Below are 19637 nucleotides of genomic sequence, written 5' to 3' on the forward strand. Positions count from 1 at the left end.
CAATAAAGGAGCCGGTGGCGGTGTCTAAATTTGTCGGATAATTCACATGATGATCATTGATATGAAGCGTATCTATCTCCTTATTAGCCTTACTTTCCTGATAACTACCCTCTTTTCATTCACAAATGAGGAGAAGTGGACATTTTTGCTCGATAAAGATCTGTCCAATTGGGAAACCTATCTGAGCTATCGTCACAAAGATGGATATACTGGAAAAATACCAACAGATGCAACCGGAAACCCCATTCCACCCATTGGCTATAACAAAGACGATACCCATGTATTTTCCGTTCTGAACGAACCGGGAGGACCCGTGTTACGGATAAGTGGCGAGGCTTACGGGTGCATTTTTACGAAACAATCCTATAAAAATTACCACCTTTCTCTTCAGGTAAAATGGGGTGACAAAAAATATGAACCCAGAAAAGATAAACTGCGTGATTCCGGCATACTTTACCACTCCATTGGCGAAGCGGGCGTTGAATACTGGCGCTCCTGGATGCTTTCGCAGGAGTTTCAGATAATGGAAGGACACATGGGCGATTTCTGGTGTCAGGCCAGTTCGGCTATCGATATACGATCCTTTCAATCGGAGGGTGTCATGAATCGGGTAGCGGATGAAAAACAACCGTTCGCGGCTTTTAAAAAAGGAAGCGATTCCTATTGCATGCGATCTGCAAACTTCGAGAGTCCTGCGGGTGAATGGACGACATTGGAGCTTATCTGTTTTGAGGGAAAAAGCCTGCACATTGTCAATGGCCATGTGGCGATGGTATTACAAAATTCCCGCTATCTGGATACAAATGGTAAAGAGATTCCAATGATCAGTGGTAAGATACAATTACAGAGTGAGGCTGCTGAAGTTTTTTACAAAAACATTAAACTTAAGCCTTTAGCTTCTCTGCCAAAATCGTATGAAAAACTATTCCGCTGAGCATCGCTTAAGTTTACAATGACGAACAGAGCAAATCGACCCCGAAGGCTGAACAAATCGGTTCAGTTAATCAACGTGAAGGTTCATAAACTGTAGTTCGTCATTAGGCTTGATGTGCCGATACTCTCCTCTACCGGCTGCATTTTATCGGGATTCGAGTGGTCGTAAAGCTCACGGCCCTGCTGTCAAGTGAACAGGCCATCATGCGCAACGCAACTAATAGCAGCCTTGATGATGTCTGGCGGGCATTTGCACTTACTGTCACTAATCGTAAAGAATTATTCTTTACATTTATGGGTCAGATAGAGTATGAAGGGCATTTACCCGTAGGGTGACAACGATCAGACTAAGGTATCCTTTTTCTGGCAACCTACTGATCTTGCCAATGGCCTTAGATAAATAATGAGTTTACCATCCGTTAACAAAACTGCGAATAATTTACCCGTATTGCCTAAGACGCCAACCGGTATTACGGGGCTGGACGAAATTACCGGTGGGGGCCTGCCTAAAGGGCGACCTACGTTAATCTGTGGGGGGGCGGGCAGCGGTAAAACGCTGAGTGCCATTGAATTCATCGTCCGTGGAGCCATCGACTACGACGAACCAGGCGTCTTTATGACGTTTGAAGAAAAAGCCCAGGACATTGCCCTGAACGTTGCTTCGCTGGGCTTTGATTTGGCGAAACTCCAGGCCGACAAACTCCTTAAACTTGACTATGTCCATATCGAACGCAGTGAAATAGAGGAGACAGGGGAGTACAATCTGGAAGGCCTGTTTATTCGATTAGGTTATGCAATCGACCAGATCGGCGCGAAACGGGTGGTCCTGGATACCATCGAAAATCTGTTTGGCGGGCTGACCAATGAGGGAATCCTACGGGCCGAGTTAAGACGGCTTTTCGACTGGTTGAAGGAAAAAAACGTAACGGCTGTCATTACGGGCGAAAAAGGAAGTGGCACCTTAACCCGACACGGATTGGAGGAGTACGTTTCGGATTGCGTTATTCTGCTCGACAATCGGATCAATAACCAGATTTCGACCCGGTTATTACGTATTGTTAAGTATCGGGGCTCGGTGCATGGCACCAATGAATACCCATTTCTGATCGACGAAACCGGTATTTCGGTGTTGCCGGTTACCGCCCTGACCTTAGATCATCCGGTATCATCCGAACGCATATTATCAGGCATCGACGGCCTGGATAAAATGCTGGATGGGAAAGGCTTTTTTCAGGGCAGCAGCATTCTGGTGTCGGGCACGGCGGGCACGGGTAAAACCAGTTTAGCCGCCACTTTTGTCGATGCGGCCTGCCAGCGGGGCCAACGGTGCCTTTTCTTTGCCTTCGAAGAATCGTCCCAGCAGATCATGCGCAACATGCAGTCCATTGGCCTGAAACTTCAGATGTATGTCGATCAGGGCCTGCTCAGATTTCACGCTGCTCGTCCTACTCTGAATGGATTGGAGATGCATCTGGTGGAGATTCATAAAAAAATTACCCAGTTCAACCCTTCACTAGTTGTACTAGATCCGATCACCAATCTGATCACCGTCGGTTCGGTGAGCGAAGTGAAATCCATGCTGATCCGGCTCATCGACTTTTTGCAGGCGAAGCAGATCACGGTCGTTTTCACGGCACTGACGCTGAATAATGTCGTCAACGAGCAAACCGATGAGGGCGTATCATCCCTGGTGGATGCCTGGCTGCTGGTGAAAGATATCGAGTATAATGGCGAACGCAACCGGGGCCTGTACATCATGAAATCACGGGGTATGAAACATTCCAATCAGGTGCGTGAGTTTGTCATATCAAATCAGGGATTAGAACTGGTCGATGTGTTTCTGGGACCGGATGGTGTACTCACTGGCTCGGCTCGCGAAGCCCAGCAGTTGCAGGAAGTAACCGGTACCGTCCTGCGGGAGCACGCCCTAAGCCGAAAAGACCGGGAGATTGAGCGTAAGCGAGCCGTCCTGGAGGCCAAAATAGCCGGCCTGAAAGAAGAATTTGAGTCAATACAGGACGAATTGAATAAAACCTATGTGGAAGACGAACTAAGAAAAGAAATAATCGACAAGAACCGGCAGCAAATGATCCACAACCGGCACAACGAGTAGCTTAGTACGACACCACCCCCGTTCATGGAAAATAACGAAGAAAAATGGGAGTTGCGACTTTACATTGCGGGCAACACAACCCGATCGCAGACTGCCTTGTCGAACCTTAAAAAATACTGCGAGGAACATCTGAGTGGCCGGTATACCATCGAAGTGATCGATTTGCGGGAGCATCCGCAACTGGCCGAGGGCGACCAGATTCTGGCAGTACCCACGTTGGTGAAGAAAGTCCCCGAGCCAATCCGTAAGATTATCGGTGATTTATCCAACGAAGAAAAAGTGCTGGTTGGCTTAAACATTCGCCCTGTCGTCAGGTAAATGAACGAACCAACTGTATTCGAACCGGCTGCTCCCGAGGAAGACAAGCCCTACGTACTGCATTTGTTTGTAGCGGGGGCCTCATTGCATTCCACGCGGGCCATCAGTAACCTCAAACGGATCTGCGACACGTACCTGCCGGGTCAGTATACCCTCGATATTGTCGATATTTATCAGCAGAAGGCGCGGGCCCAGGCTGAACAGCTCATTGCGCTGCCTATGCTGATCAAGCGCTTTCCGCTGCCCGAACGACGCCTGGTGGGCGATATGTCGGACACCAAGAAAGTGCTTACTGGACTCGGACTACCTACCCACTGACATGGATTTGCCCAAAACATACGACCAACTCGTTGCCGAGAACGAAGCGTTGCGCTACCAGTTGGAAGAAGCGACCGATACCATTGAGGCCATTCGTAAGGGCCAGGTGGATGCCCTGGTGGTGGAAGGCAGTGCCGGGCACGAATTGTACACGCTTAAAACGGCCGACCATACCTACCGAATTCTGATCGAGACCATGAACGAGGGAGCCGGTACACTAACAACCGATGGGCTTATCGTTTATGTAAACTCCAGTTTTGCCGCGCTGGTAGGGCTACCCGCATCAAAGGTGGTGGGGCTGTCATTTATCGAGTTTGTGGAACCGGCCAGTCAGCCAGCTTTTACGGCATTGCTCCAGGAAGGATACAATCAGGTTCATAAGCTGGAACTGACGCTCGTCGGTCACGGCGGAAAGCTCATCCCCTGTCAGTTGTCATTGAACGCGCTTGAACTCGATGAGGGTATGTGCTTAAGCCTGATCCTGACCGACCTGACGGCGCAGAAAGAAAATCAGGTCTTGTTGACGGCCAAAAATCAGCAACTTCAGGAAACGAACCAGGCCCTGAATCGATCCAATCTGGACCTGATGCAGTTTGCCTCCGTGGCCAGCCACGACCTGAGAGAACCTTTGCGGAAAGTACAAACCTTTGGTACGCGGCTGGAAGAATTACTGGCTGATCGATTGACGGAGACGGAAGCCGATCTGTTTCGGCGGCTCATTAGTTCGTCGGCCCGAATGCAAACCCTGGTGGGTGATGTACTCCGCTACTCCCAATTATCAGACCAGACCATCCCGACCGAACCCGTTGATCTCAACCAGGTTATCAGCCAAATTCAGGAGGATCTGGCCCTGGTCGTGAGCGAACGGCAGGGCGAAATCATCTGCCGGCAGTTACCTACGCTGGCCGCAATGCCGGGTCAGATGCATCAACTTTTTCAGAACCTGATCAGCAACGGACTGAAGTTCAATACCAATCCGCGGCCCCGGATTCTTATCGAGGCCGTTGAGCCGACCACCGATCTGATACAGGCGTTGAGCCTGCCGACCACAAACTACCTGATCATTAGCGTGACGGATAATGGAATCGGCTTCGATGAAAAGTATAAGGAACGCATCTTCGGCATGTTCCAGCGGTTGCACACGCGCAGCGCCTACGCGGGCACGGGCATTGGTCTGACGATCGTGAAGAAAATCATCGACAACCACCAGGGCTATTTGGCCGTGCAGAGCCAGCCTAACCAAGGAACGACCTTCCGAATCGCGTTTCCTGACTCAAGCCTGATTCCGTAACGGCGGCCCATATCCAACTGACCGATTACCATACTCGACAAACAATACAGCCTCTTTTGATCTAGTTGTAGAGCCACTTGGCAGTAAGCCGGACGTAGCGGGGCATGATAACAAACGTCATGAGCCCTACGATCAGTAAACTGCTCAGAAGGGGCTTAACGAAGGGAACCGACAAAAGAGGAAGGTTCGGTGTGATAAGCGACAGCAACCAGGGGATGAAAAGACTAAGCGGAAAAATTGCCGACCAGGTAAGCAGAAACTGTTTGTAGGGCGGGGCGTTCTTCCTGGTTCCCGGCGGTGTGAACCAGAATTCAAGACCGGTTTTAATGTTTATTTTTTCCTCCTCGTTCAGAAAAGGCCGCACTTTATCGATCATCTGTCGGCGCGTGTCAGACTCCAGCCAATGCCGCAACGAAGTCTCCGACGAGAAATGAAGAACAATGGTGTACTCCTCATTCTGACCGTGCGGCCTGATGACATTCACGCCCCGATGACCGTCAGCTCGCTGGGCTAGGGGCACCATTTGCTTCAACCAGTTTTCATAGTCGGGAATCTTGCTTTTATCGGGACGTTGGATGATGATTGTCGTTACGGCGCTCTCGAGTTCGATGGGGATATTGGCGGGCATAGTCGAAGTGGCAGTTTGGATCGAAATTGCTTTTGCATTTAAATGTAGGTTAAGTGGGTCAAAACTCCGTTGCCTGCCAACTTTATTCCTCCCGTAACTCCTGAAAAAGACCGTCACAGAGCTCGTACCAGGGCGGTTGGGATGTAGCCAAAATGCTTTTTGAACGCGAAAAGATCTTCGAAGCCAGCTTCCGGATAAACGTCTTTTCGCCGGGTGGAAATAATAGTCGGGAGTGGTTGGTACTTACTCTGACCAGGGTGAGTGCAGTAGGCAGTCGCAGAAGTTTTTTCCGTGATAATTCGGAATCATAAAGGCACAAACATCGGCTTTGATGTTACAAACGTCGTATCCGTTTTGTGCTTGAAGCCCTCAAAAAACGTGGGGATGATTCGTTTCTTGAAATCGGATCGGGGAAAATAGCCGACGATTTCTTCACGATGTTGGCTGTTATCAAAGCTGCCAACATCCTCTCGTAGGAGCGTCTGAGGATTAGTAATTTTTATGACGATGATTTTCAGCTAAGCCGCCAGTACATCCGGCTTGTTTGAATAGTCCGGCCCGATATAGTCGCTTAAGGCAGTTTTAAAGAGGGCGACAAGATGCCGTAAGTCGGATGCCGAAACCGTTATCTTATGTTTTGTTACCTGGGCATCAAATAGGCTTTGCAGTTGTTCGCGCTGATGGGCGTACTTCCAGAAGGCGTCATCACATTGCAATCGGTATCCGCAGAGCGTGTTGGTTGAGAAGTGGTACGCCTGTCCCTTTGAAACAATGAGCAGATTATTCTTCTCCAGGGGATATTGAGCGTTGTCAATCGTCACGATGCCTTTTGCCTTTGCCGCCCGTAAACACATACACCTGGCGGAAGAATGCTAAAACCGTTGGTTTATCGACAGGGCTGTTTTGGCTGAAAACGTTCAGATGGAACAGCCCGGTTAATAATGGATCGCCCCCTTTCTTCTCCATTCGCTACTGTTTTTGACGACTTTTTACAAAGGTAAGCCAAGGGACAATTGGATAACGAGGTTACAAGCGTCACGGCTACCGGTACTTCTCCGGCAATGAGCGTCAGTAAACAAATAGGGGGCTTTAGTGGAAGGTGATTGGTACGCTTGTGCCAGCACCGGCCTGCCTGACACAAGCGTATTGGTTCAGAGGCCTTTATTGAAATTGGTAACAGCCTCTTCAGGATCAGCCAGATAGGCGGTGCGTTGCGCAGCCGTATCCCCTACGTAAAGCTCATACTGATCCGCTTCGATCGCTTCGGCAGTCAGGGTGGCCACTACACTCGGATGCATACCATGCTGGCCACCCATGTCTTTAGTGGCTTCTGTATCGACCAGGGATGGCATAACTTCGAATACCTTGATGGCTGTCTCTTTAGCCAGTCCGTGTCGCAAGGCCACGGTATGCGAGTGCAACGCTGCTTTGGTATCGGAGTAAGTCGGCAAAACGACCAAGGGGTGAAACGTAACATTGGAGGTAATGTTCACGATAGCCGCTTCGGCCTGCTGCTTTAATACGGGCAATAGTTTTTCCGTCAGCAAGAGGGGGCCAAAGTAATTTACCTGGAATTCATACGTCGCTTTTTGGTAGGCATTAGCGCCTTCTCCCAGTTTATATAAATTGGCTACCCCCGCGTTGTTGACTAGCAGACTCAGGGTTGGATAATCCCGTTTGACCTGCGCGACCAATGCCTCGATGTCCGCTTCTTTACTGACATCGCATACCAGCGTAACGGCATTTAACTCTTGGGCGGCTTTCTTAATTTTATCGGCATTACGGCCGACAAGAATCACCTGGTTTCCTTTTTCTTTCAGCAGTTTGGCAATTTCATAGCCAATACCCGATCCGGCACCGGTAACCAGTGCGGTTTTATTCGTCAGATTCATGATGATTTTGTGTAAGCGATAATTGTGAACTGGTTTGTTGTGCGCTACTTAGCGGCTATACCACTGGCTTACAGCACCTGTAGCCGGGTGCTCACTGGCTTACCGGCCAGCTTACCCTGAAGGCCGGCAAAAAAAGCCTTGGTATAGGAGGCCTCCATGTGTTGATCGAAGGCTTCTTTCGACGCAAACACCTCGAAGAATACCAGCGTTGTTGGGTCATCTTCTTTAACTGTCTGGTAAAATACGTCGCAGCCTGGCTCTAATAATGTTGGCTCGAGGGTAGCATGACAAAGAGCTTTTACGTCGTCCAGGCAATCTGCCTTAACCGGTACTTGGGCCAGAATAATGTAGGGTAACTTGTTCATTAGGCAGCCTGGGTTATATTAATGTAAACAGCTCTTCGCTGGTTTTGCGCACTTTAGGAATACGGGCAAACTCGTCGTCTTCGGAGCGGTAGCCTAACGCGAAGAGCAACGCCGATTGAAGGTTCTTTTCGGGAAGCCCTAAAATGTCATCGACCTGACGGCGATCAAATCCTTCCATGGGCGATGCATCAATACCGGCTTCGGCGGCAGCACTGACCAGAATACCGACCGCCAGAAAGGCCTGCTTTTCGGCCCACTCGATTTTCTGGCCCGCTGATAACAACAGCAGTTTAGCATTCACAAACGCTTCCCGCGCTTCGAGGTTCTTACGCTCCGTCTGGCGGATGCTGGCGGCTTTGTCGATGTAGTTTTTTACCGTATTCTCGCTGATGTTGGTTTCCACCGCAACAACCAGAACTTTGGAGGCTGTGGTAATTTGAGGTTGTCCGAAAGCGGCCCGGCTTAGTTGCTCAAGCTTGGCAGGGTCGGCTACCGTAATAAACCGGTAGGGCTGCAGGCCATAGGAAGAGGGCGCTAATTGAACCGAACGGAGCAGATCATCAAATTGCTCATCAAGGAGTTGCCTTGACGTATCGTATTTCTTGGTGGCGTAGCGCCATTCAAGGGCTTTTACTAATGACATAGGTTTGCTTGGCTTAATTTTTCCTAGTAGCTTTGCTTGCATTATGCAAGTTGACAAAGGTATGGTGTTGTGCTTGCAAATTGCAAGTTAATTACGAGTTTTTTTATGAAAGAAATTAAAGCCCGCTCCGATTGCCCCTTGAGTTATACCCTTGATTTTTTCGGGGATAAGTGGTCGCTACTGATCATGCGTGATATGGTATTGTCCGAAAAGGCGACGTATGGCGAATTCATGAACTCAGCGGAGAAGATCGCTACCAACATTCTGGCCGACCGATTGAACATGCTGGAGACGTACGGTTTTGTGACGAAGCAGGTAGCGCCCGACAAGAAGTCGAAGTTTCTCTACAGCCCGACCGAAAAAAGTATTGCCCTGGTACCCGTCATTCTGGAAATTGGCCTGTGGGGATCGAAGTTTAACCCACCGGGACTGGATCAGAGCCTGATGAACGCGCTGCAAACGGACAAAGAAGGGACCATCCGGCACATACAGGATAAGCTGAGAACGAAGCTGCAGCAAGCCGAATCACGCAGGCACGAAAACTAAGTCTACAGTATGATCCATTCACTTGACAATCCTGTATGGTCGGCATTGACCTCGGGTAATCAGCACCTGGCTCTGGGTACGCACCAGGCCAGATACTTTCAGGCCAATGTCGCTCCCTTTGTGGCCGTAGCCGAAAACACGCGTGCGCATTTCGACGCTTTACTGGAAACAGTTCCGCATGGGCAGCCGGTGGCCCTTTTCACCAACGACAGGCAGCTTGACGCTTTGCCCTGGTCGATCGTGGACCGCATCGATGGCTTCCAACTGTTATTTGAGGGAGCAACGCCCAAACCGCAGGCGGGGGCTGAACTGGTCAAACTAACCGAACAGGATGTTCCTCAGATGCTTGATCTAACCCGGCTCAGCCCTCCCGGCCCGTTTCAGGCAAGGACCATCGAGTTTGGTGGTTATGAGGGCATTTTTGCTGGGGAGTCGCTGGTGGCTATGGCCGGTCGGCGGTTTGATGATGACTCCCACGTGGAGATTAGCGCGGTATGTACGCACCCTGACCATACCGGAAAAGGATATGCCCGGCAGTTAATCGACAGTCAAATCCGGCAGATCCGGTCAGAAGGCAAACTACCCTACCTCCATGTCAGAGCGGATAATACGCGGGCTTATGGCCTGTACCAGCATATGGGTTTTGTAAACCGTACGGAAATGATCATCTACATTTTAAAGAAAAACTGATTTGGGAGCCTGCAACCAAATAGCGTAGTTGCCCATTGTCGGGAAAATAATACAGCCCAATGCTGGCTCCAAGGGCCGCTCCGTCCGGCCCTATCACGAAGCTAATAGAGCTGCTCGGTACGGTGAGCGTCAGCCCAACTGACGCTCGGCGTCTGAAATGACTTTCCCGGTTGGCAAACGTGTGATGGCAAGTTGCTCAGGGGTCACTTAACGTGCTTATTGAACGAACCATAACCTACACTGCCTGATGGAATTTCTAGTCGACAGGATCAACCAAATCATCCGCCTTTCGGAGGATGAAGCGCACTTGATAAAACAGCTATTTACGGAAAAGAAACTCAAAAAGGGGGAGCATTTTTTGCGTGAAGGGCAGGTATGCCATTCCGTAGCCATGATCAGCGCCGGACTGGTCCGGTATTACATGAATGAGGATGGCAATGAGGGCACCTATTATTTCAGCAGAGAGGGCGAATTTGTCTGTGATTATGAAAGCTTCCTGCCTCAGTCGCCATCCAATAAAAATATCCAGGCCCTGGAGGACACGTCGCTGTATCTGGTAAGCCATGCCGGTCTGCAACGGATTTATCAGGGTGTAGAGCAGGGAGAGCGCTTGGGCCGACTGGCTATCGAACAGGTTTTCGTCACGGTCCTTCAGCAGCTATCCTCCTTTTATAAGGATTCGCCCGAGCTGCGTTATCAGCGCTTCCTGACCACCTTTTCTGCCATTAGCCAGCGGGTGTCACAATATTATATTGCCTCCTATGTGGGCATTAAGCCGCAATCGTTATCCCGGATTCGAAAACGAGACACCCGACCTCATTAATTAACCTGGGTGAATGAATAAAAAATGTAGCCGGAGGACATTTGCTTAACAAATCAGATAAGCAAATGAAAACACAACCAACCAATTTCTGGGGACCGCGTTCGGTCTCGTACTGGCTCACGGCGCTGGCAGCAGTGGGCATTATCTTCCTGGGTCTGCGGTTTATCGTGGACCCAGCCGCTGGTGCCGAAGGATTTGGTATTCCACTCGCCCCTACCAAAGCGGCTATGGCTTACGGTTGGATCAAAGGCATCAGGGATATATTTTCAGGTCTGGTGGTGCTCCTGTTCCTGATCCCACGGAAGCCCCGGGCAACGGCCTTTGCCTTCGGCGCAGCCATCATTATTCCCATATCCGATTGCCTCACCGTTCTGGCGGTCAACGGCGCACAGGATATAACGCATCTGCTGATCCATGGGGTTACGGCTGTGTACATGCTGATCACAACCTTCTTTTTATTGAGAGCAGAACCCAAAAACTAAAGCAGGAAACACGGTAGTCGTGTCGGTACGGTCAGCCAGTATTTTCGCCAGATTACCTCGGTTAAGCTTTGCCAGGGACACGTACAACGGCGACCGCATTTTCCTGATACAACTGCACAGACAGGTATACATCTTATCAGGGCCTGGGTGGATCAATGGTACGAAAAGCGACTGGCGTCCGGGACGTTTGCTTTTTAAAGTAGTTGCTGAAGTGAGCCTGGTCGTCGAAGCCAAGCGCATAGCCGATTTCGGCAACGGTCCAATCGGTATGCTTGAGCAGGATTCTGGCTTCCTGAATAATTCGCTGGCTGATTATCTCCGAGGTCGTTCGGCCCATTACCTCTTTCAATACTTTATTGAGGTGGTTTATGTGTACGGCCAAACGCTCTGCATAGTCATTGGGGGTGCGTAGGCTTAGTCGCTGTTGCTGCGATTCGATGGGAAACTGCCGTTCCAGAAGTTCCAGAAAAAGCGAAGAAATTCGTTCAGAAGCATTCTGCGTAGTACTCAGCGCCGACATGGGCTGGAGTTTCTGTCCCAAATGAATCAGCTCCTGCACTAGATTGCGAATCAGGTCATATTTGTATTGGTAATCGGAACTCAGCTCATTGACCATTTTACGAAAAATGTACTCCACCTCGCTGGTCTCTGAGTCTGATAACTGAAATACCGGGATCTTGCCTGGCTGAAACAGGGGCAGGGCATCCAGGACGATTCCCGTTTTTTGGGGAGACAGAAAATCAGCCGTGTAAATGCAGAACATACCCGCCTGGTTACTGTCGGCTGGTACCCAGTGGTAAGGAATCCGGGGGGTGGCAAATAGCAGGGCATTCGCCGGAATATCAATTACTTTGTCAGCGTACTCCGCCCGGCTGTTTCCCTGGAGCCAGCTTATTTTGTAATAATCCCGTCGGCTGTAGGGCATGATGCGCATACCGGTCTGCTTATGAAAGAGCTTTTCGCTTTCGAAGACATTGAAATGACCAATGTCGCGGCTAATCCCTTCCGGAAGAGACTGACCATTGCGCTGATAAAAGTCATTTACTGATGAATGATCCATATTGGTTTGTTGTCAACAATACGTCGTGCTAAAATCCGAATCCAAACTAGCCCTGTCCGCTGCTTTTTTACCGATGAAGCAGGTCTTTTTATGAACCTGCTTCATCGATTTGATATAACACGAATTGTGTTAGATAAATAGACCCCCCGAGACTTCCAGTCGCTGCCCATTGACCCAGCGGGCATCATCCGTACAGAGGAAGGCAACGACCCCTCCGATGTCTTCGGCCACCCCCGGCCGACCCAGGGCGGTCATGCTGCTGACATACTTGATCAGGTCCTCGTTTTTGCGGAGGTGACCACCGCCAAAATCCGTGGTCACCGCACCGGGCGCCACCGTGTTTGCCCGGATATGCCGGGAGCCAAGTTCTTTGGCCAGGTAGCGGGTAAAAACATCCATGGCCCCTTTCATGGCCGAATAGACCGCCGAGCCCGGCACACTGATACGAGCCGTTACCGTGGATACATTAACAATACCGCCCCCCTTATTGATGAAGGGCAGTAGCTTCTGAGTCAGAAAAAGAACGCCTTTAAAATGCACGTTCAGCAAATCATCGAACAACTCTTCGTTGATTTGGCCAAGGGGGGCATAACGACCGATTCCTGCATTGTTGATTAAAAAGTCCAGATGATCCGCACCAAAGGTAGTGGCCAGTACCTCGTTGAGCCGCTCAACAAACGTGTCAAGTTGGTGAATATCGCCCGTATTGAGTTGCAAAGCGGCTGCTTTCTGTCCGCTCTGGATCAGTTGATCAACCACCTGCTGGGCTTCCTCAGCCTTGGTATTGTACGTTAGAATGACATCGAGCCCTTTTTGGCTGAGCGTTAGAGCCATGTCTTTACCTAGTCCGCGGCTCCCCCCGGTTACCAAGGCAATCCTATTTTTGGTATCCATTGTATACGTATTGATTGTTATACAAAGGTCGCGGGAGCAAGAGCAGATGGATTTGAACGAATCAATCCGTTATTTGCAAATATCAAACATACACCTACCAGTGCCTGACAGCAATCGTACCTGGTAAGTAATCGATCACCATTTTTGCGGACGATTTTATAGTAGGTGAGGAGCCTGTTTCTAATATCGGTCAGCCTTAATCCAGAGCATACGGTTAAGGCACGTATCGCTTCCCGATAACGAGTTTGTCGCCCGATAGATCGGCTTCGAAGAGATAGGGGACGCGGACAGTGCGCCCGTTTATGCTTCGGTGGCTATGTACGGACATCAGCAGCTTCCCATCGAACGTGGAAAACAGCATACCGTGGCCAAAATTAGGCGGAGTGATTGGGGCTTTTTCCTGTATCCAGGGACCATCCAGCGTGCCGCTTTTCGAGTACGCTACGCCCTGCGTGTAGACATCGTAAATCCAGCTCGTCCAGAGCATACCCAGCCGACCGGTCTTGGTCAGGAACAGGAACGGCCCGTCGGTAACTTTGTTTGGCCGGTCGTGGCCCGTCGAATCTTTCTCGCGGCTCCAGGGCGAATCGCTGGCGCGGAACAGCACTTTACCCGCGCCCAGGCTACCGCTCAAATCTGGTTTCAGTTCGATCTTTTCGATCGTACCATTATTGTTCTGCAGCCATTCGTAGCAATACACCATATAAGGCTTTCCGTCCTTATCGACCCAAAAAGTACCATCGAGTGTCGGCATGGCAGCGGGCAGGTAGGTGGCATCACGCATGGGTACATAAGGGCCATCGGGTTTATCGCTGGCAAGCACGTGACTGGCCCGTCGTTCGATGACGTTTTTCCCAACGGTGTCGATCTTAACGGCCCGGTTGGTGAAGGTGGCAAAATAATAGTACTTATTTTTAAACGAATGCAGTTCGGCGGCCCAGATCATTGGTTTGGGGCCCATCCACGAGTTGGGGTCGGTTTGAGCAACGGGATAAGGCCCTTCCCACAGGTTCAGGTCGGGGCTTTTCCAAAGCATACCACCCGTTCCAGTCATGAAGTACCAGTTCGTCTTTTTGTCAGCCAGAATAAACGGGTCGCTCAGCCGAATCGAATCAAGTGGCACGTTTTTTCGAATCTGGACTACTCCATTGGGCTGCGCGTTTAGCCTGAATAAAATGAATAGTAAGCCAAATGCCATTAATCCCGCAATTCTCATAAGCGTATTCAGGTAGGTCGGTACCTGCTAATAAGCGAGCATCCTATTTTTTTACTCGTGTTCACAAGCCCCGTTGCCGTAGGTGAGGACTTTAGTTACATCACCGTCTTTCTGACGTTGTGGGTAAACTAAATCCTTTCATACCCTCAATTTACCTCTAACCCTATTTCTGTTGTAACCTGTGAAGTCCTTGAATTTCTTTAAACAGATTTAACCTTGAACGTACTTTTTATGAAGCAGAACGACCCGATCGATTCAATAAACATGGCACAAACAGACATGAGACGCGATTATAGAAATGGCGCTACAGGTGTGCTCGTTTCGGGAATCGTATGGATTACAACGGCCGTTATCGTTTACAATTTTTCGGCCAGACAAGCTGTCTGGGCACTTCTGGTCGGTGGTGCGCTCATTCACCCCATAAGCACACTTATCAATACCGTGACGGGCGTAAAGGCGACTGCTAGCAAAGATAACCAGCTGACTAGCCTGGCATTGGAAGGAACATTGTTTATGCTGATGACCATCCCCCTTGCTTACGGACTTTCACTAATACGGGTAGAATGGTTCTTTCAGGGCATGTTGTTGATCATCGGAGGCCGGTACTTGACCTTTCACACGGTGTACGGCAACAAGCTATACTGGCTATTGGGTGGGCTGTTAGGTTCGTCGGCTTATTATTTATATGCCTCCAGCACGCAATCGCTGGTGACCACGCTCACGGGCGGAGTAATCGAAGTAATTTTTAGTGTTGTTCTGTTTTATGACTTTGCCGCCAGGGAAAAAGCGGAGTCTGCGACACAGTACCCATAGCAGGGGCGAAATCTAGCCGTTTTCTGGGGCGCTACCAGCGCTGCTTAGCCTACAATTGATTACCCACCAGCAAGAATGAATACAATAGACTCACTCCGCGAAAAGACAAGTGTTGCGCTTTTTGTCATTTACGTGCGTTACCTGATTGGCGGAGCCTTTGTTTATGCGGGGGTAGGCAAAGCCGACTAGGTAGGTCATCCCCGTTACTGGGAAATTCTGGGCCTGCTCATTTTTCTGACATCGATCAGTTTTGGTAATCGAGCAAATCCCCCGCTGTGGTTTATTCTTTGTTTTGCTGAAGGGATAGCGGGCTGGCTTGGCTGGTGGTTCGTGATGCGTCACAAAGCGAAAACAGGCCGACATAGAGCCTGGTAAAGTAGTGAGTTTGGCTATAAACGTGCCAATCGTTGCGTTGGAGAGCAGGAACCAAGCCATTTTTTATACATTTGGTCCTAACCCTGTCTAATTTAGGCGCTTCATGAATCAAGCTCTACCAGCAGTACAGATAGCAAAAGCTCGACTGGCCACCCAATTGTTTTTTCTTGTTTGCGGCTTAGGTATGTCAAGCTGGGCACCGATGGTGCCCTTCGCCAGGGATCGTTTGGCCCTGAATGAAGCCAACCTGGGCTTGCTGCTCTTGCTGTTGGGAGGTGGATCCATGCTCATGATGCCTACATCGGGTTGGCTGGTAGGGCGCTTTGGCAGTCGCTTCGTTATGGTCGGTGCGGCTCTGGTGATGGCCCTGGCTTTACCGCTGCTGGCGATCCTGTCCTCTACCGCGGGCATGGCTATAACGCTATTCGTATTCGGGGCTGGCATTGGTACCATTGATGTGGCTATGAATGCGCATGGTCTGCAAGTGCAGAACCTCTACGGAAAGCCCATTATGTCGTCCTTACATGGTCTCTTCAGTGTGGGGGGGCTGTTGGGTTCATTCGGCTTGGGCTTTCTGATAAAACTAGGGCTAAATCCCGTCTATGCCGCCACGAGCATTGCCGTCCTGATGGTACTTATTGCGTTAACTCAGTTTCGTTATCTATTGCCGTCCGGGGTAGAGCAACAGGCCATTGCCTACTATTCGGCGACTGATGAGAAACCAACTTCCGCTAGCCAGCGGTTAGGGTGGTTAGACAGCCGGGTTATCTTTCTGGGGCTGATGTGTTTCGCCATTTTTCTGGCTGAAGGCGCTGTCCTGGATTGGAGCGCCATCTTCCTGCGAGATAGCAAAGGCATCGAAGCGGAGTTTGCGGGAGTAGGTTATTCAGCCTTTTCAATTGCCATGGCCACGATGCGGTTAATAGGGGATGGGCTGGTGGCCCGGCTGAGCAGTAAAACGGTCGTCGTGGTCGGCAGCTTGCTAGGGGCAGTAGGTCTAGGCATCGCCCTGTTAAGCCCCTGGGTCGTAGGGGCTTTGATCGGCTTTGTCTTGCTGGGGTTGGGCGTGGCCAATATTGTTCCGGTATTTTTCAGCCAGGCGGGCCGCCTGTCGGGCATTTCGCCAACGGTAAGTTTACCGGCCATTACGACCCTGGGCTATACCGGTATGCTGGCGGGCCCGGCCCTCCTGGGTTTTATCGCTCACTACGCTTCGTTGAGTATTGCTTTGGGTGGCCTGGTGTTGTTGTTGCTGTTGGTCGCCCTGAGTTACGGAATAAAAGGGGAAACGGCTTAAGGAACGGCACCGAAAATTACGTTACCCGTTGCGCCTTGCAGCCGCGTATTTCGCACCGCACCAGGGCCATTGAACCGAACCTGTACCCCAATGATCTCAGCCGATCGGTTCTTGATACGAGCCTGATAAACCGCCCGCCGATTCAGATAGAAGGTTGCCAGTCCTGCCCGACAACTTACGCGCAACTGATTCCACTGGGTGGGGTGGCAGCCAAAGCCCCTTAAATCTGCCGTTCGGCTGGACGCATAATACCCATAAGCGGACACGTAAATATCGCCGATGCAACCCGGCTCGACGAGTGGGACAACCAACAGATCATTTTTGGCGTGCAGCACTACCTCAACCCGCTGGCAAGCATCAGCCCCGTCGTCATTTAGGCTCTTGACCTCGGTTTCAAACTCAAACGCATCGGTTCTGATGCCCTTAATAGTCTGTTGGTTGACCAGCACAATCTTGGGTGCGGAAGTACCCCGTTTTACGCCATACTTCGCCAGCAGTTCGCCGGTAACGCGAATCGTCTGATCACTTACCACATCGGATGGCTTGAAGTACACCGGTTGCTGACCCCAATCCGCTTCCACCAGGCCTAACCAGCCGTCCGTGTTGATCTGAAGGTCATGCTCCCGCATCACTTGATCGCCAACCATCAGTTTAGCCCGGTAAAAGCCGGGATAATAATAAATAGCGGAATGATGATGGTCGTTTTTATGGACGAATACCTTGCGCCGGGTATCCCAGCTCTGGCTAATGAAAACCGAATCGTCGTCATGCGCCCTAGTGGCATCATAGCTAAAAACGACCGAATTGGGCAGCCCCTGGGTTAGTATCGTGCTTGAGGTGAACCGAAAGTCAGTTGGGCTATACGGCGTATCTCTACCCAAAAGAAAACTGACTACACCGACTAGGACGATACCGGAGAGGACTACGCCCAACCACTTGATGCCCCATCTGGGCTTTTTGATCGACTTCACGGGTACAGGCGGCTCAACCCGTGTTGCCGTCGTCTCTGCCGTTTTGAGCTGGAAATCGCGCCAGTCGGTATAACCCAGAAATTGCGCTAACGTATTGAGCGTCGTCACGGATGGGGCGCTCTTGTAGTCTACCTTACCCAGAACCCGCTTTAAGGTGGACACACTTAACGACACGCCCGTTTGCTGGAGGATGCGTTCGCATAAGCGCTCCACATCGTAGTTACTCCAGGTTTCGCTGGAGCCCCAGCCCGATTGGGTTTCCAATTGCGCTTTCAGGCTGGCGATGGCGGTAGGGGGCGGGGCTGAGGACATATCCCGCAAAAATAGGAGGAATACGTCTTGAACTCAACTTGACCTGAAGTTGAGTTCCTTTTGAGAACTGCCGCCCTGGCCCTCAGCCCCACCTTTGGCCAAAACTAGTTGACCAACTCATGATGAAGAATGTATTTTCGGTGGTGCTCGTGTTGCTGGCTACCCAAAGCCTGGCCCAAAAAAACAAGTCCTCCCTGGCGTCAAAACACCGGGATTATGCCATTCCCCTGACGGCGAGCCAATGGCGCTTCCAGGCCGGAAAGGTCGATTTTCTTGACTACAAAGGCCAACGGGCCATGCGGCTCGCCCAAAATGCCGGCCCCGTCGTTCTCAATGAAGTCGTCTTCCAGGACGGAACGATTGAGTTTGACCTCGAACCACTTCGGCCCGAATCGGCTCAGTCAATTTATTTCCACCGGCACGATTCAAACGATCAGGAGATTGTCTATCTGCGTACTAACAGTACAACCAATCCGCTAGCCAATGACGGTATCCAGTACAGCCCCTATGTGGGGGGCGTTAATCTGTGGGACTTGTATCCCGAATATCAAGCCCCGGCGCTGCTCAGGCCCGGTGAGTGGAATCACCTCAAACTAGTCATTTCCGGTAGCCGACTACAGGTCTTTCTTAATCAGGCTCCGCAAGCGGTACTCGATATTCCTAAGTTGGAAGCCACCGCTCGCCAGGGTAGTATTGCCTTTGAAGGGGCTTCGTACGTGGCCAACGTGCAAGTAAAACCGAACATAGTCGAGTCCGTGAGTCCGTCAGCCTCTCCCGACTTGACCGACCATGACCCGAATTATCTGCGGACTTGGGCAGTATCTACCCCTCAGGAGTTGCCTGACGGGCATGAACTGTCGGTTCGTCAGTTACCCAGCCCCGAGCAGTTTACTGATAGCATCGGGGCGGAACGGCGCGGGTTGCTGAATTTGACCCGTAAATACGGGGCCAGTAAGACGCGACGAGTGGTCTGGCTACAAACTACCCTTCTCGCTCGGGAAGCTGTTAAAACGTTCTTGCAAGTGGGATTTAGTGATGAAGTGTGGGTTTTTCTGAATCATCAGCCGGTGCTGGTTGACAAAAACTTATACCAATATAATATGCGCAAATACCCGGATGGGCGGATTTCGACGCTGAATGCAACGGCTCCGCTCAACCTCAGGGCGGGCCAGAACGACCTGTTGATTGGGGTAGCCAATGATTTTTATGGCTGGGGCCTGATGGCCCGTTTAGAAAGCACCAACCAGATTCAGGCAACCGGGCAGGTAGCCCAAATTCTATCGTTAGCCAGCGAACTGGCCTCGCTGGATGTGTCGGTGTATGAGGGCACGTACCGCAATGCCGATGTACAGTTTACGCTTCGTTTTCTTAAGAAGGGCAAAACTCTTCAGGTTCAGCTATCGGGTCAGGATGGGTTAGCCCTGCAAGCGTTAGGCCATCACAGCTTCCTGTATCCTTCGTCGAGTGCAACGTTTGACTTTGATTTGGCTCATAACAAAGTGACGCTGCGTCAAGGGAATGACACCCGAGAATTTACCAAAGAGTGAGCATTCGACCGGTAGGTGGGACTGGTATACAGCACCAGGAGCGACGAACGCTCCTACATGAGAGGAGGGGCGTTCGTATGGCTACTTCTTAAACAGGGCGTTTTATGCGC

22 protein-coding genes are annotated in these 19637 nt (G+C 50.7%); 12 read left to right on the forward strand and 10 right to left on the reverse strand.

From position 1 onward, the window contains the following. Window positions 1-61 precede the first annotated feature (61 nt). The 5 genes from ACYU8Y_RS07280 (at window position 62) to ACYU8Y_RS07300 (ending at window position 4973) form a co-directional block, all read left to right on the forward strand. Window positions 62-934: a 3-keto-disaccharide hydrolase gene (locus ACYU8Y_RS07280; protein ID WP_460935700.1), complete on the forward strand. Its 873-nt coding sequence runs from the start codon at window positions 62-64 to the stop codon at window positions 932-934. 402 nt (window positions 935-1336) lie between these two features. Further along, the gene (kaiC, locus tag ACYU8Y_RS07285) at window positions 1337-3046 is read left to right on the forward strand and encodes a circadian clock protein KaiC (protein ID WP_460935702.1); all 1710 of its coding nucleotides are present in this window, start codon (window positions 1337-1339) and stop codon (window positions 3044-3046) included. A gap of 24 nt (window positions 3047-3070) precedes the next feature. Then, entirely contained in the window at window positions 3071-3364 is a 294-nt protein-coding gene (locus tag ACYU8Y_RS07290; protein ID WP_460935704.1) for a circadian clock KaiB family protein, read from the forward strand. Then, window positions 3365-3682 carry a circadian clock KaiB family protein gene (locus ACYU8Y_RS07295; RefSeq protein WP_460935706.1) on the forward strand — a complete coding sequence of 106 codons (318 nt, stop codon included), beginning with the start codon at window positions 3365-3367 and terminating at the stop codon, window positions 3680-3682. A 1-nt stretch (window position 3683) separates the two neighbouring features. Then, on the forward strand, window positions 3684-4973 hold the full coding sequence (locus ACYU8Y_RS07300; protein ID WP_460935708.1) for a sensor histidine kinase: 1290 nt from the start codon (window positions 3684-3686) through the stop codon (window positions 4971-4973). Window positions 4974-5034: 61 nt separating this feature from the next. On the opposite strand, the gene ACYU8Y_RS07305 is transcribed toward ACYU8Y_RS07300, so the two are convergent. From ACYU8Y_RS07305 to ACYU8Y_RS07325, 5 genes are all read right to left on the reverse strand, one after another. Continuing rightward, window positions 5035-5601: an antibiotic biosynthesis monooxygenase gene (locus ACYU8Y_RS07305; RefSeq protein WP_460935710.1), complete on the reverse strand. Its 567-nt coding sequence runs from the start codon at window positions 5599-5601 to the stop codon at window positions 5035-5037. A gap of 518 nt (window positions 5602-6119) precedes the next feature. After that, window positions 6120-6455: a hypothetical protein gene (locus tag ACYU8Y_RS07310; RefSeq protein ID WP_460935712.1), complete on the reverse strand. Its 336-nt coding sequence runs from the start codon at window positions 6453-6455 to the stop codon at window positions 6120-6122. 297 nt (window positions 6456-6752) lie between these two features. After that, window positions 6753-7493, reverse strand: coding sequence for an SDR family oxidoreductase (locus tag ACYU8Y_RS07315; protein ID WP_460935714.1), 741 nt, complete (start codon window positions 7491-7493; stop codon window positions 6753-6755). Between the two features lie 68 nt (window positions 7494-7561). Continuing rightward, complete coding sequence (locus tag ACYU8Y_RS07320; protein ID WP_460935716.1) at window positions 7562-7858, reverse strand: putative quinol monooxygenase; 297 nt, start codon at window positions 7856-7858, stop codon at window positions 7562-7564. 13 nt (window positions 7859-7871) lie between these two features. Further along, window positions 7872-8501, reverse strand: a complete 630-nt coding sequence (locus ACYU8Y_RS07325; RefSeq protein ID WP_460935718.1) for an NAD(P)H-dependent oxidoreductase — start codon at window positions 8499-8501, stop codon at window positions 7872-7874. Between the two features lie 105 nt (window positions 8502-8606). On the opposite strand from ACYU8Y_RS07325, the gene ACYU8Y_RS07330 reads away from it, so the two are divergent. From ACYU8Y_RS07330 to ACYU8Y_RS07345, 4 genes are all read left to right on the forward strand, one after another. Beyond that, entirely contained in the window at window positions 8607-9047 is a 441-nt protein-coding gene (locus ACYU8Y_RS07330; protein WP_460935720.1) for a winged helix-turn-helix transcriptional regulator, read from the forward strand. Window positions 9048-9056: 9 nt separating this feature from the next. Next, complete coding sequence (locus ACYU8Y_RS07335; protein ID WP_460935722.1) at window positions 9057-9737, forward strand: GNAT family N-acetyltransferase; 681 nt, start codon at window positions 9057-9059, stop codon at window positions 9735-9737. 247 nt (window positions 9738-9984) lie between these two features. Then, entirely contained in the window at window positions 9985-10560 is a 576-nt protein-coding gene (locus ACYU8Y_RS07340) for a Crp/Fnr family transcriptional regulator (RefSeq protein ID WP_460935724.1), read from the forward strand. Between the two features lie 65 nt (window positions 10561-10625). Then, window positions 10626-11042: a DUF4267 domain-containing protein gene (locus ACYU8Y_RS07345; protein ID WP_460935726.1), complete on the forward strand. Its 417-nt coding sequence runs from the start codon at window positions 10626-10628 to the stop codon at window positions 11040-11042. A gap of 136 nt (window positions 11043-11178) precedes the next feature. On the opposite strand, the gene ACYU8Y_RS07350 is transcribed toward ACYU8Y_RS07345, so the two are convergent. The 3 genes from ACYU8Y_RS07350 to ACYU8Y_RS07360 all read right to left on the reverse strand — a co-directional run bounded on the left by ACYU8Y_RS07350 (window position 11179) and on the right by ACYU8Y_RS07360 (window position 14212). Then, window positions 11179-12102 carry a helix-turn-helix domain-containing protein gene (locus ACYU8Y_RS07350; protein WP_460935728.1) on the reverse strand — a complete coding sequence of 308 codons (924 nt, stop codon included), beginning with the start codon at window positions 12100-12102 and terminating at the stop codon, window positions 11179-11181. A 129-nt stretch (window positions 12103-12231) separates the two neighbouring features. Next, complete coding sequence (locus ACYU8Y_RS07355; RefSeq protein ID WP_460935730.1) at window positions 12232-12996, reverse strand: SDR family NAD(P)-dependent oxidoreductase; 765 nt, start codon at window positions 12994-12996, stop codon at window positions 12232-12234. A gap of 214 nt (window positions 12997-13210) precedes the next feature. Beyond that, window positions 13211-14212, reverse strand: coding sequence for a glycoside hydrolase family 43 protein (locus ACYU8Y_RS07360; RefSeq protein WP_460935732.1), 1002 nt, complete (start codon window positions 14210-14212; stop codon window positions 13211-13213). A gap of 216 nt (window positions 14213-14428) precedes the next feature. Here ACYU8Y_RS07360 and ACYU8Y_RS07365 point away from each other — a divergent pair, with 216 nt between their 5' ends. Beyond that, entirely contained in the window at window positions 14429-15025 is a 597-nt protein-coding gene (locus ACYU8Y_RS07365; RefSeq protein WP_460935733.1) for a DUF7010 family protein, read from the forward strand. 90 nt (window positions 15026-15115) lie between these two features. On the opposite strand, the gene ACYU8Y_RS07370 is transcribed toward ACYU8Y_RS07365, so the two are convergent. After that, on the reverse strand, window positions 15116-15460 hold the full coding sequence (locus ACYU8Y_RS07370; RefSeq protein WP_460935735.1) for a hypothetical protein: 345 nt from the start codon (window positions 15458-15460) through the stop codon (window positions 15116-15118). Window positions 15461-15503: 43 nt separating this feature from the next. Between ACYU8Y_RS07370 and ACYU8Y_RS07375 the strand changes: the two genes are divergently transcribed. After that, window positions 15504-16697 (forward strand): MFS transporter, encoded by a 1194-nt coding sequence (locus tag ACYU8Y_RS07375; protein ID WP_460935737.1) that lies wholly within the window; start codon window positions 15504-15506, stop codon window positions 16695-16697. Here the strand turns inward: ACYU8Y_RS07375 and ACYU8Y_RS07380 are convergent. Beyond that, window positions 16694-17980, reverse strand: a complete 1287-nt coding sequence (locus ACYU8Y_RS07380; RefSeq protein ID WP_460935739.1) for a hypothetical protein — start codon at window positions 17978-17980, stop codon at window positions 16694-16696. The two genes, ACYU8Y_RS07375 and ACYU8Y_RS07380, sit on opposite strands and share 4 nt — an antisense overlap. Window positions 17981-18099: 119 nt before the next feature. Between ACYU8Y_RS07380 and ACYU8Y_RS07385 the strand changes: the two genes are divergently transcribed. Next, a complete protein-coding gene (locus tag ACYU8Y_RS07385; RefSeq protein ID WP_460935741.1) occupies window positions 18100-19527 on the forward strand; it encodes a LamG domain-containing protein in 1428 nt (475 codons plus the stop codon). The last annotated feature ends 110 nt before the right edge of the window (window positions 19528-19637 follow it).

The sequence above is a fragment of the Spirosoma humi genome (assembly GCF_054776575.1).

Bases quoted from the DNA above. Each gene is read 5' to 3' on its own strand.
- ACYU8Y_RS07300 (WP_460935708.1), top strand. From the start codon at position 3,684: ATGGATTTGCCCAAAACATACGACCAACTCGTTGCCGAGAACGAAGCG.
- ACYU8Y_RS07315 (WP_460935714.1), bottom strand. From the start codon at position 7,493: ATGAATCTGACGAATAAAACCGCACTGGTTACCGGTGCCGGATCGGGT.
- ACYU8Y_RS07370 (WP_460935735.1), bottom strand. From the start codon at position 15,460: ATGGCTTGGTTCCTGCTCTCCAACGCAACGATTGGCACGTTTATAGCC.
- ACYU8Y_RS07290 (WP_460935704.1), top strand. From the start codon at position 3,071: ATGGAAAATAACGAAGAAAAATGGGAGTTGCGACTTTACATTGCGGGC.
- kaiC (WP_460935702.1), top strand. From the start codon at position 1,337: ATGAGTTTACCATCCGTTAACAAAACTGCGAATAATTTACCCGTATTG.
- ACYU8Y_RS07385 (WP_460935741.1), top strand. From the start codon at position 18,100: ATGATGAAGAATGTATTTTCGGTGGTGCTCGTGTTGCTGGCTACCCAA.
- ACYU8Y_RS07280 (WP_460935700.1), top strand. From the start codon at position 62: ATGAAGCGTATCTATCTCCTTATTAGCCTTACTTTCCTGATAACTACC.
- ACYU8Y_RS07335 (WP_460935722.1), top strand. From the start codon at position 9,057: ATGATCCATTCACTTGACAATCCTGTATGGTCGGCATTGACCTCGGGT.
- ACYU8Y_RS07350 (WP_460935728.1), bottom strand. From the start codon at position 12,102: ATGGATCATTCATCAGTAAATGACTTTTATCAGCGCAATGGTCAGTCT.
- ACYU8Y_RS07310 (WP_460935712.1), bottom strand. From the start codon at position 6,455: ATGTGTTTACGGGCGGCAAAGGCAAAAGGCATCGTGACGATTGACAAC.
- ACYU8Y_RS07345 (WP_460935726.1), top strand. From the start codon at position 10,626: ATGAAAACACAACCAACCAATTTCTGGGGACCGCGTTCGGTCTCGTAC.
- ACYU8Y_RS07330 (WP_460935720.1), top strand. From the start codon at position 8,607: ATGAAAGAAATTAAAGCCCGCTCCGATTGCCCCTTGAGTTATACCCTT.
- ACYU8Y_RS07360 (WP_460935732.1), bottom strand. From the start codon at position 14,212: ATGAGAATTGCGGGATTAATGGCATTTGGCTTACTATTCATTTTATTC.
- ACYU8Y_RS07380 (WP_460935739.1), bottom strand. From the start codon at position 17,980: ATGTCCTCAGCCCCGCCCCCTACCGCCATCGCCAGCCTGAAAGCGCAA.
- ACYU8Y_RS07305 (WP_460935710.1), bottom strand. From the start codon at position 5,601: ATGCCCGCCAATATCCCCATCGAACTCGAGAGCGCCGTAACGACAATC.
- ACYU8Y_RS07325 (WP_460935718.1), bottom strand. From the start codon at position 8,501: ATGTCATTAGTAAAAGCCCTTGAATGGCGCTACGCCACCAAGAAATAC.
- ACYU8Y_RS07355 (WP_460935730.1), bottom strand. From the start codon at position 12,996: ATGGATACCAAAAATAGGATTGCCTTGGTAACCGGGGGGAGCCGCGGA.
- ACYU8Y_RS07375 (WP_460935737.1), top strand. From the start codon at position 15,504: ATGAATCAAGCTCTACCAGCAGTACAGATAGCAAAAGCTCGACTGGCC.
- ACYU8Y_RS07295 (WP_460935706.1), top strand. From the start codon at position 3,365: ATGAACGAACCAACTGTATTCGAACCGGCTGCTCCCGAGGAAGACAAG.
- ACYU8Y_RS07340 (WP_460935724.1), top strand. From the start codon at position 9,985: ATGGAATTTCTAGTCGACAGGATCAACCAAATCATCCGCCTTTCGGAG.
- ACYU8Y_RS07320 (WP_460935716.1), bottom strand. From the start codon at position 7,858: ATGAACAAGTTACCCTACATTATTCTGGCCCAAGTACCGGTTAAGGCA.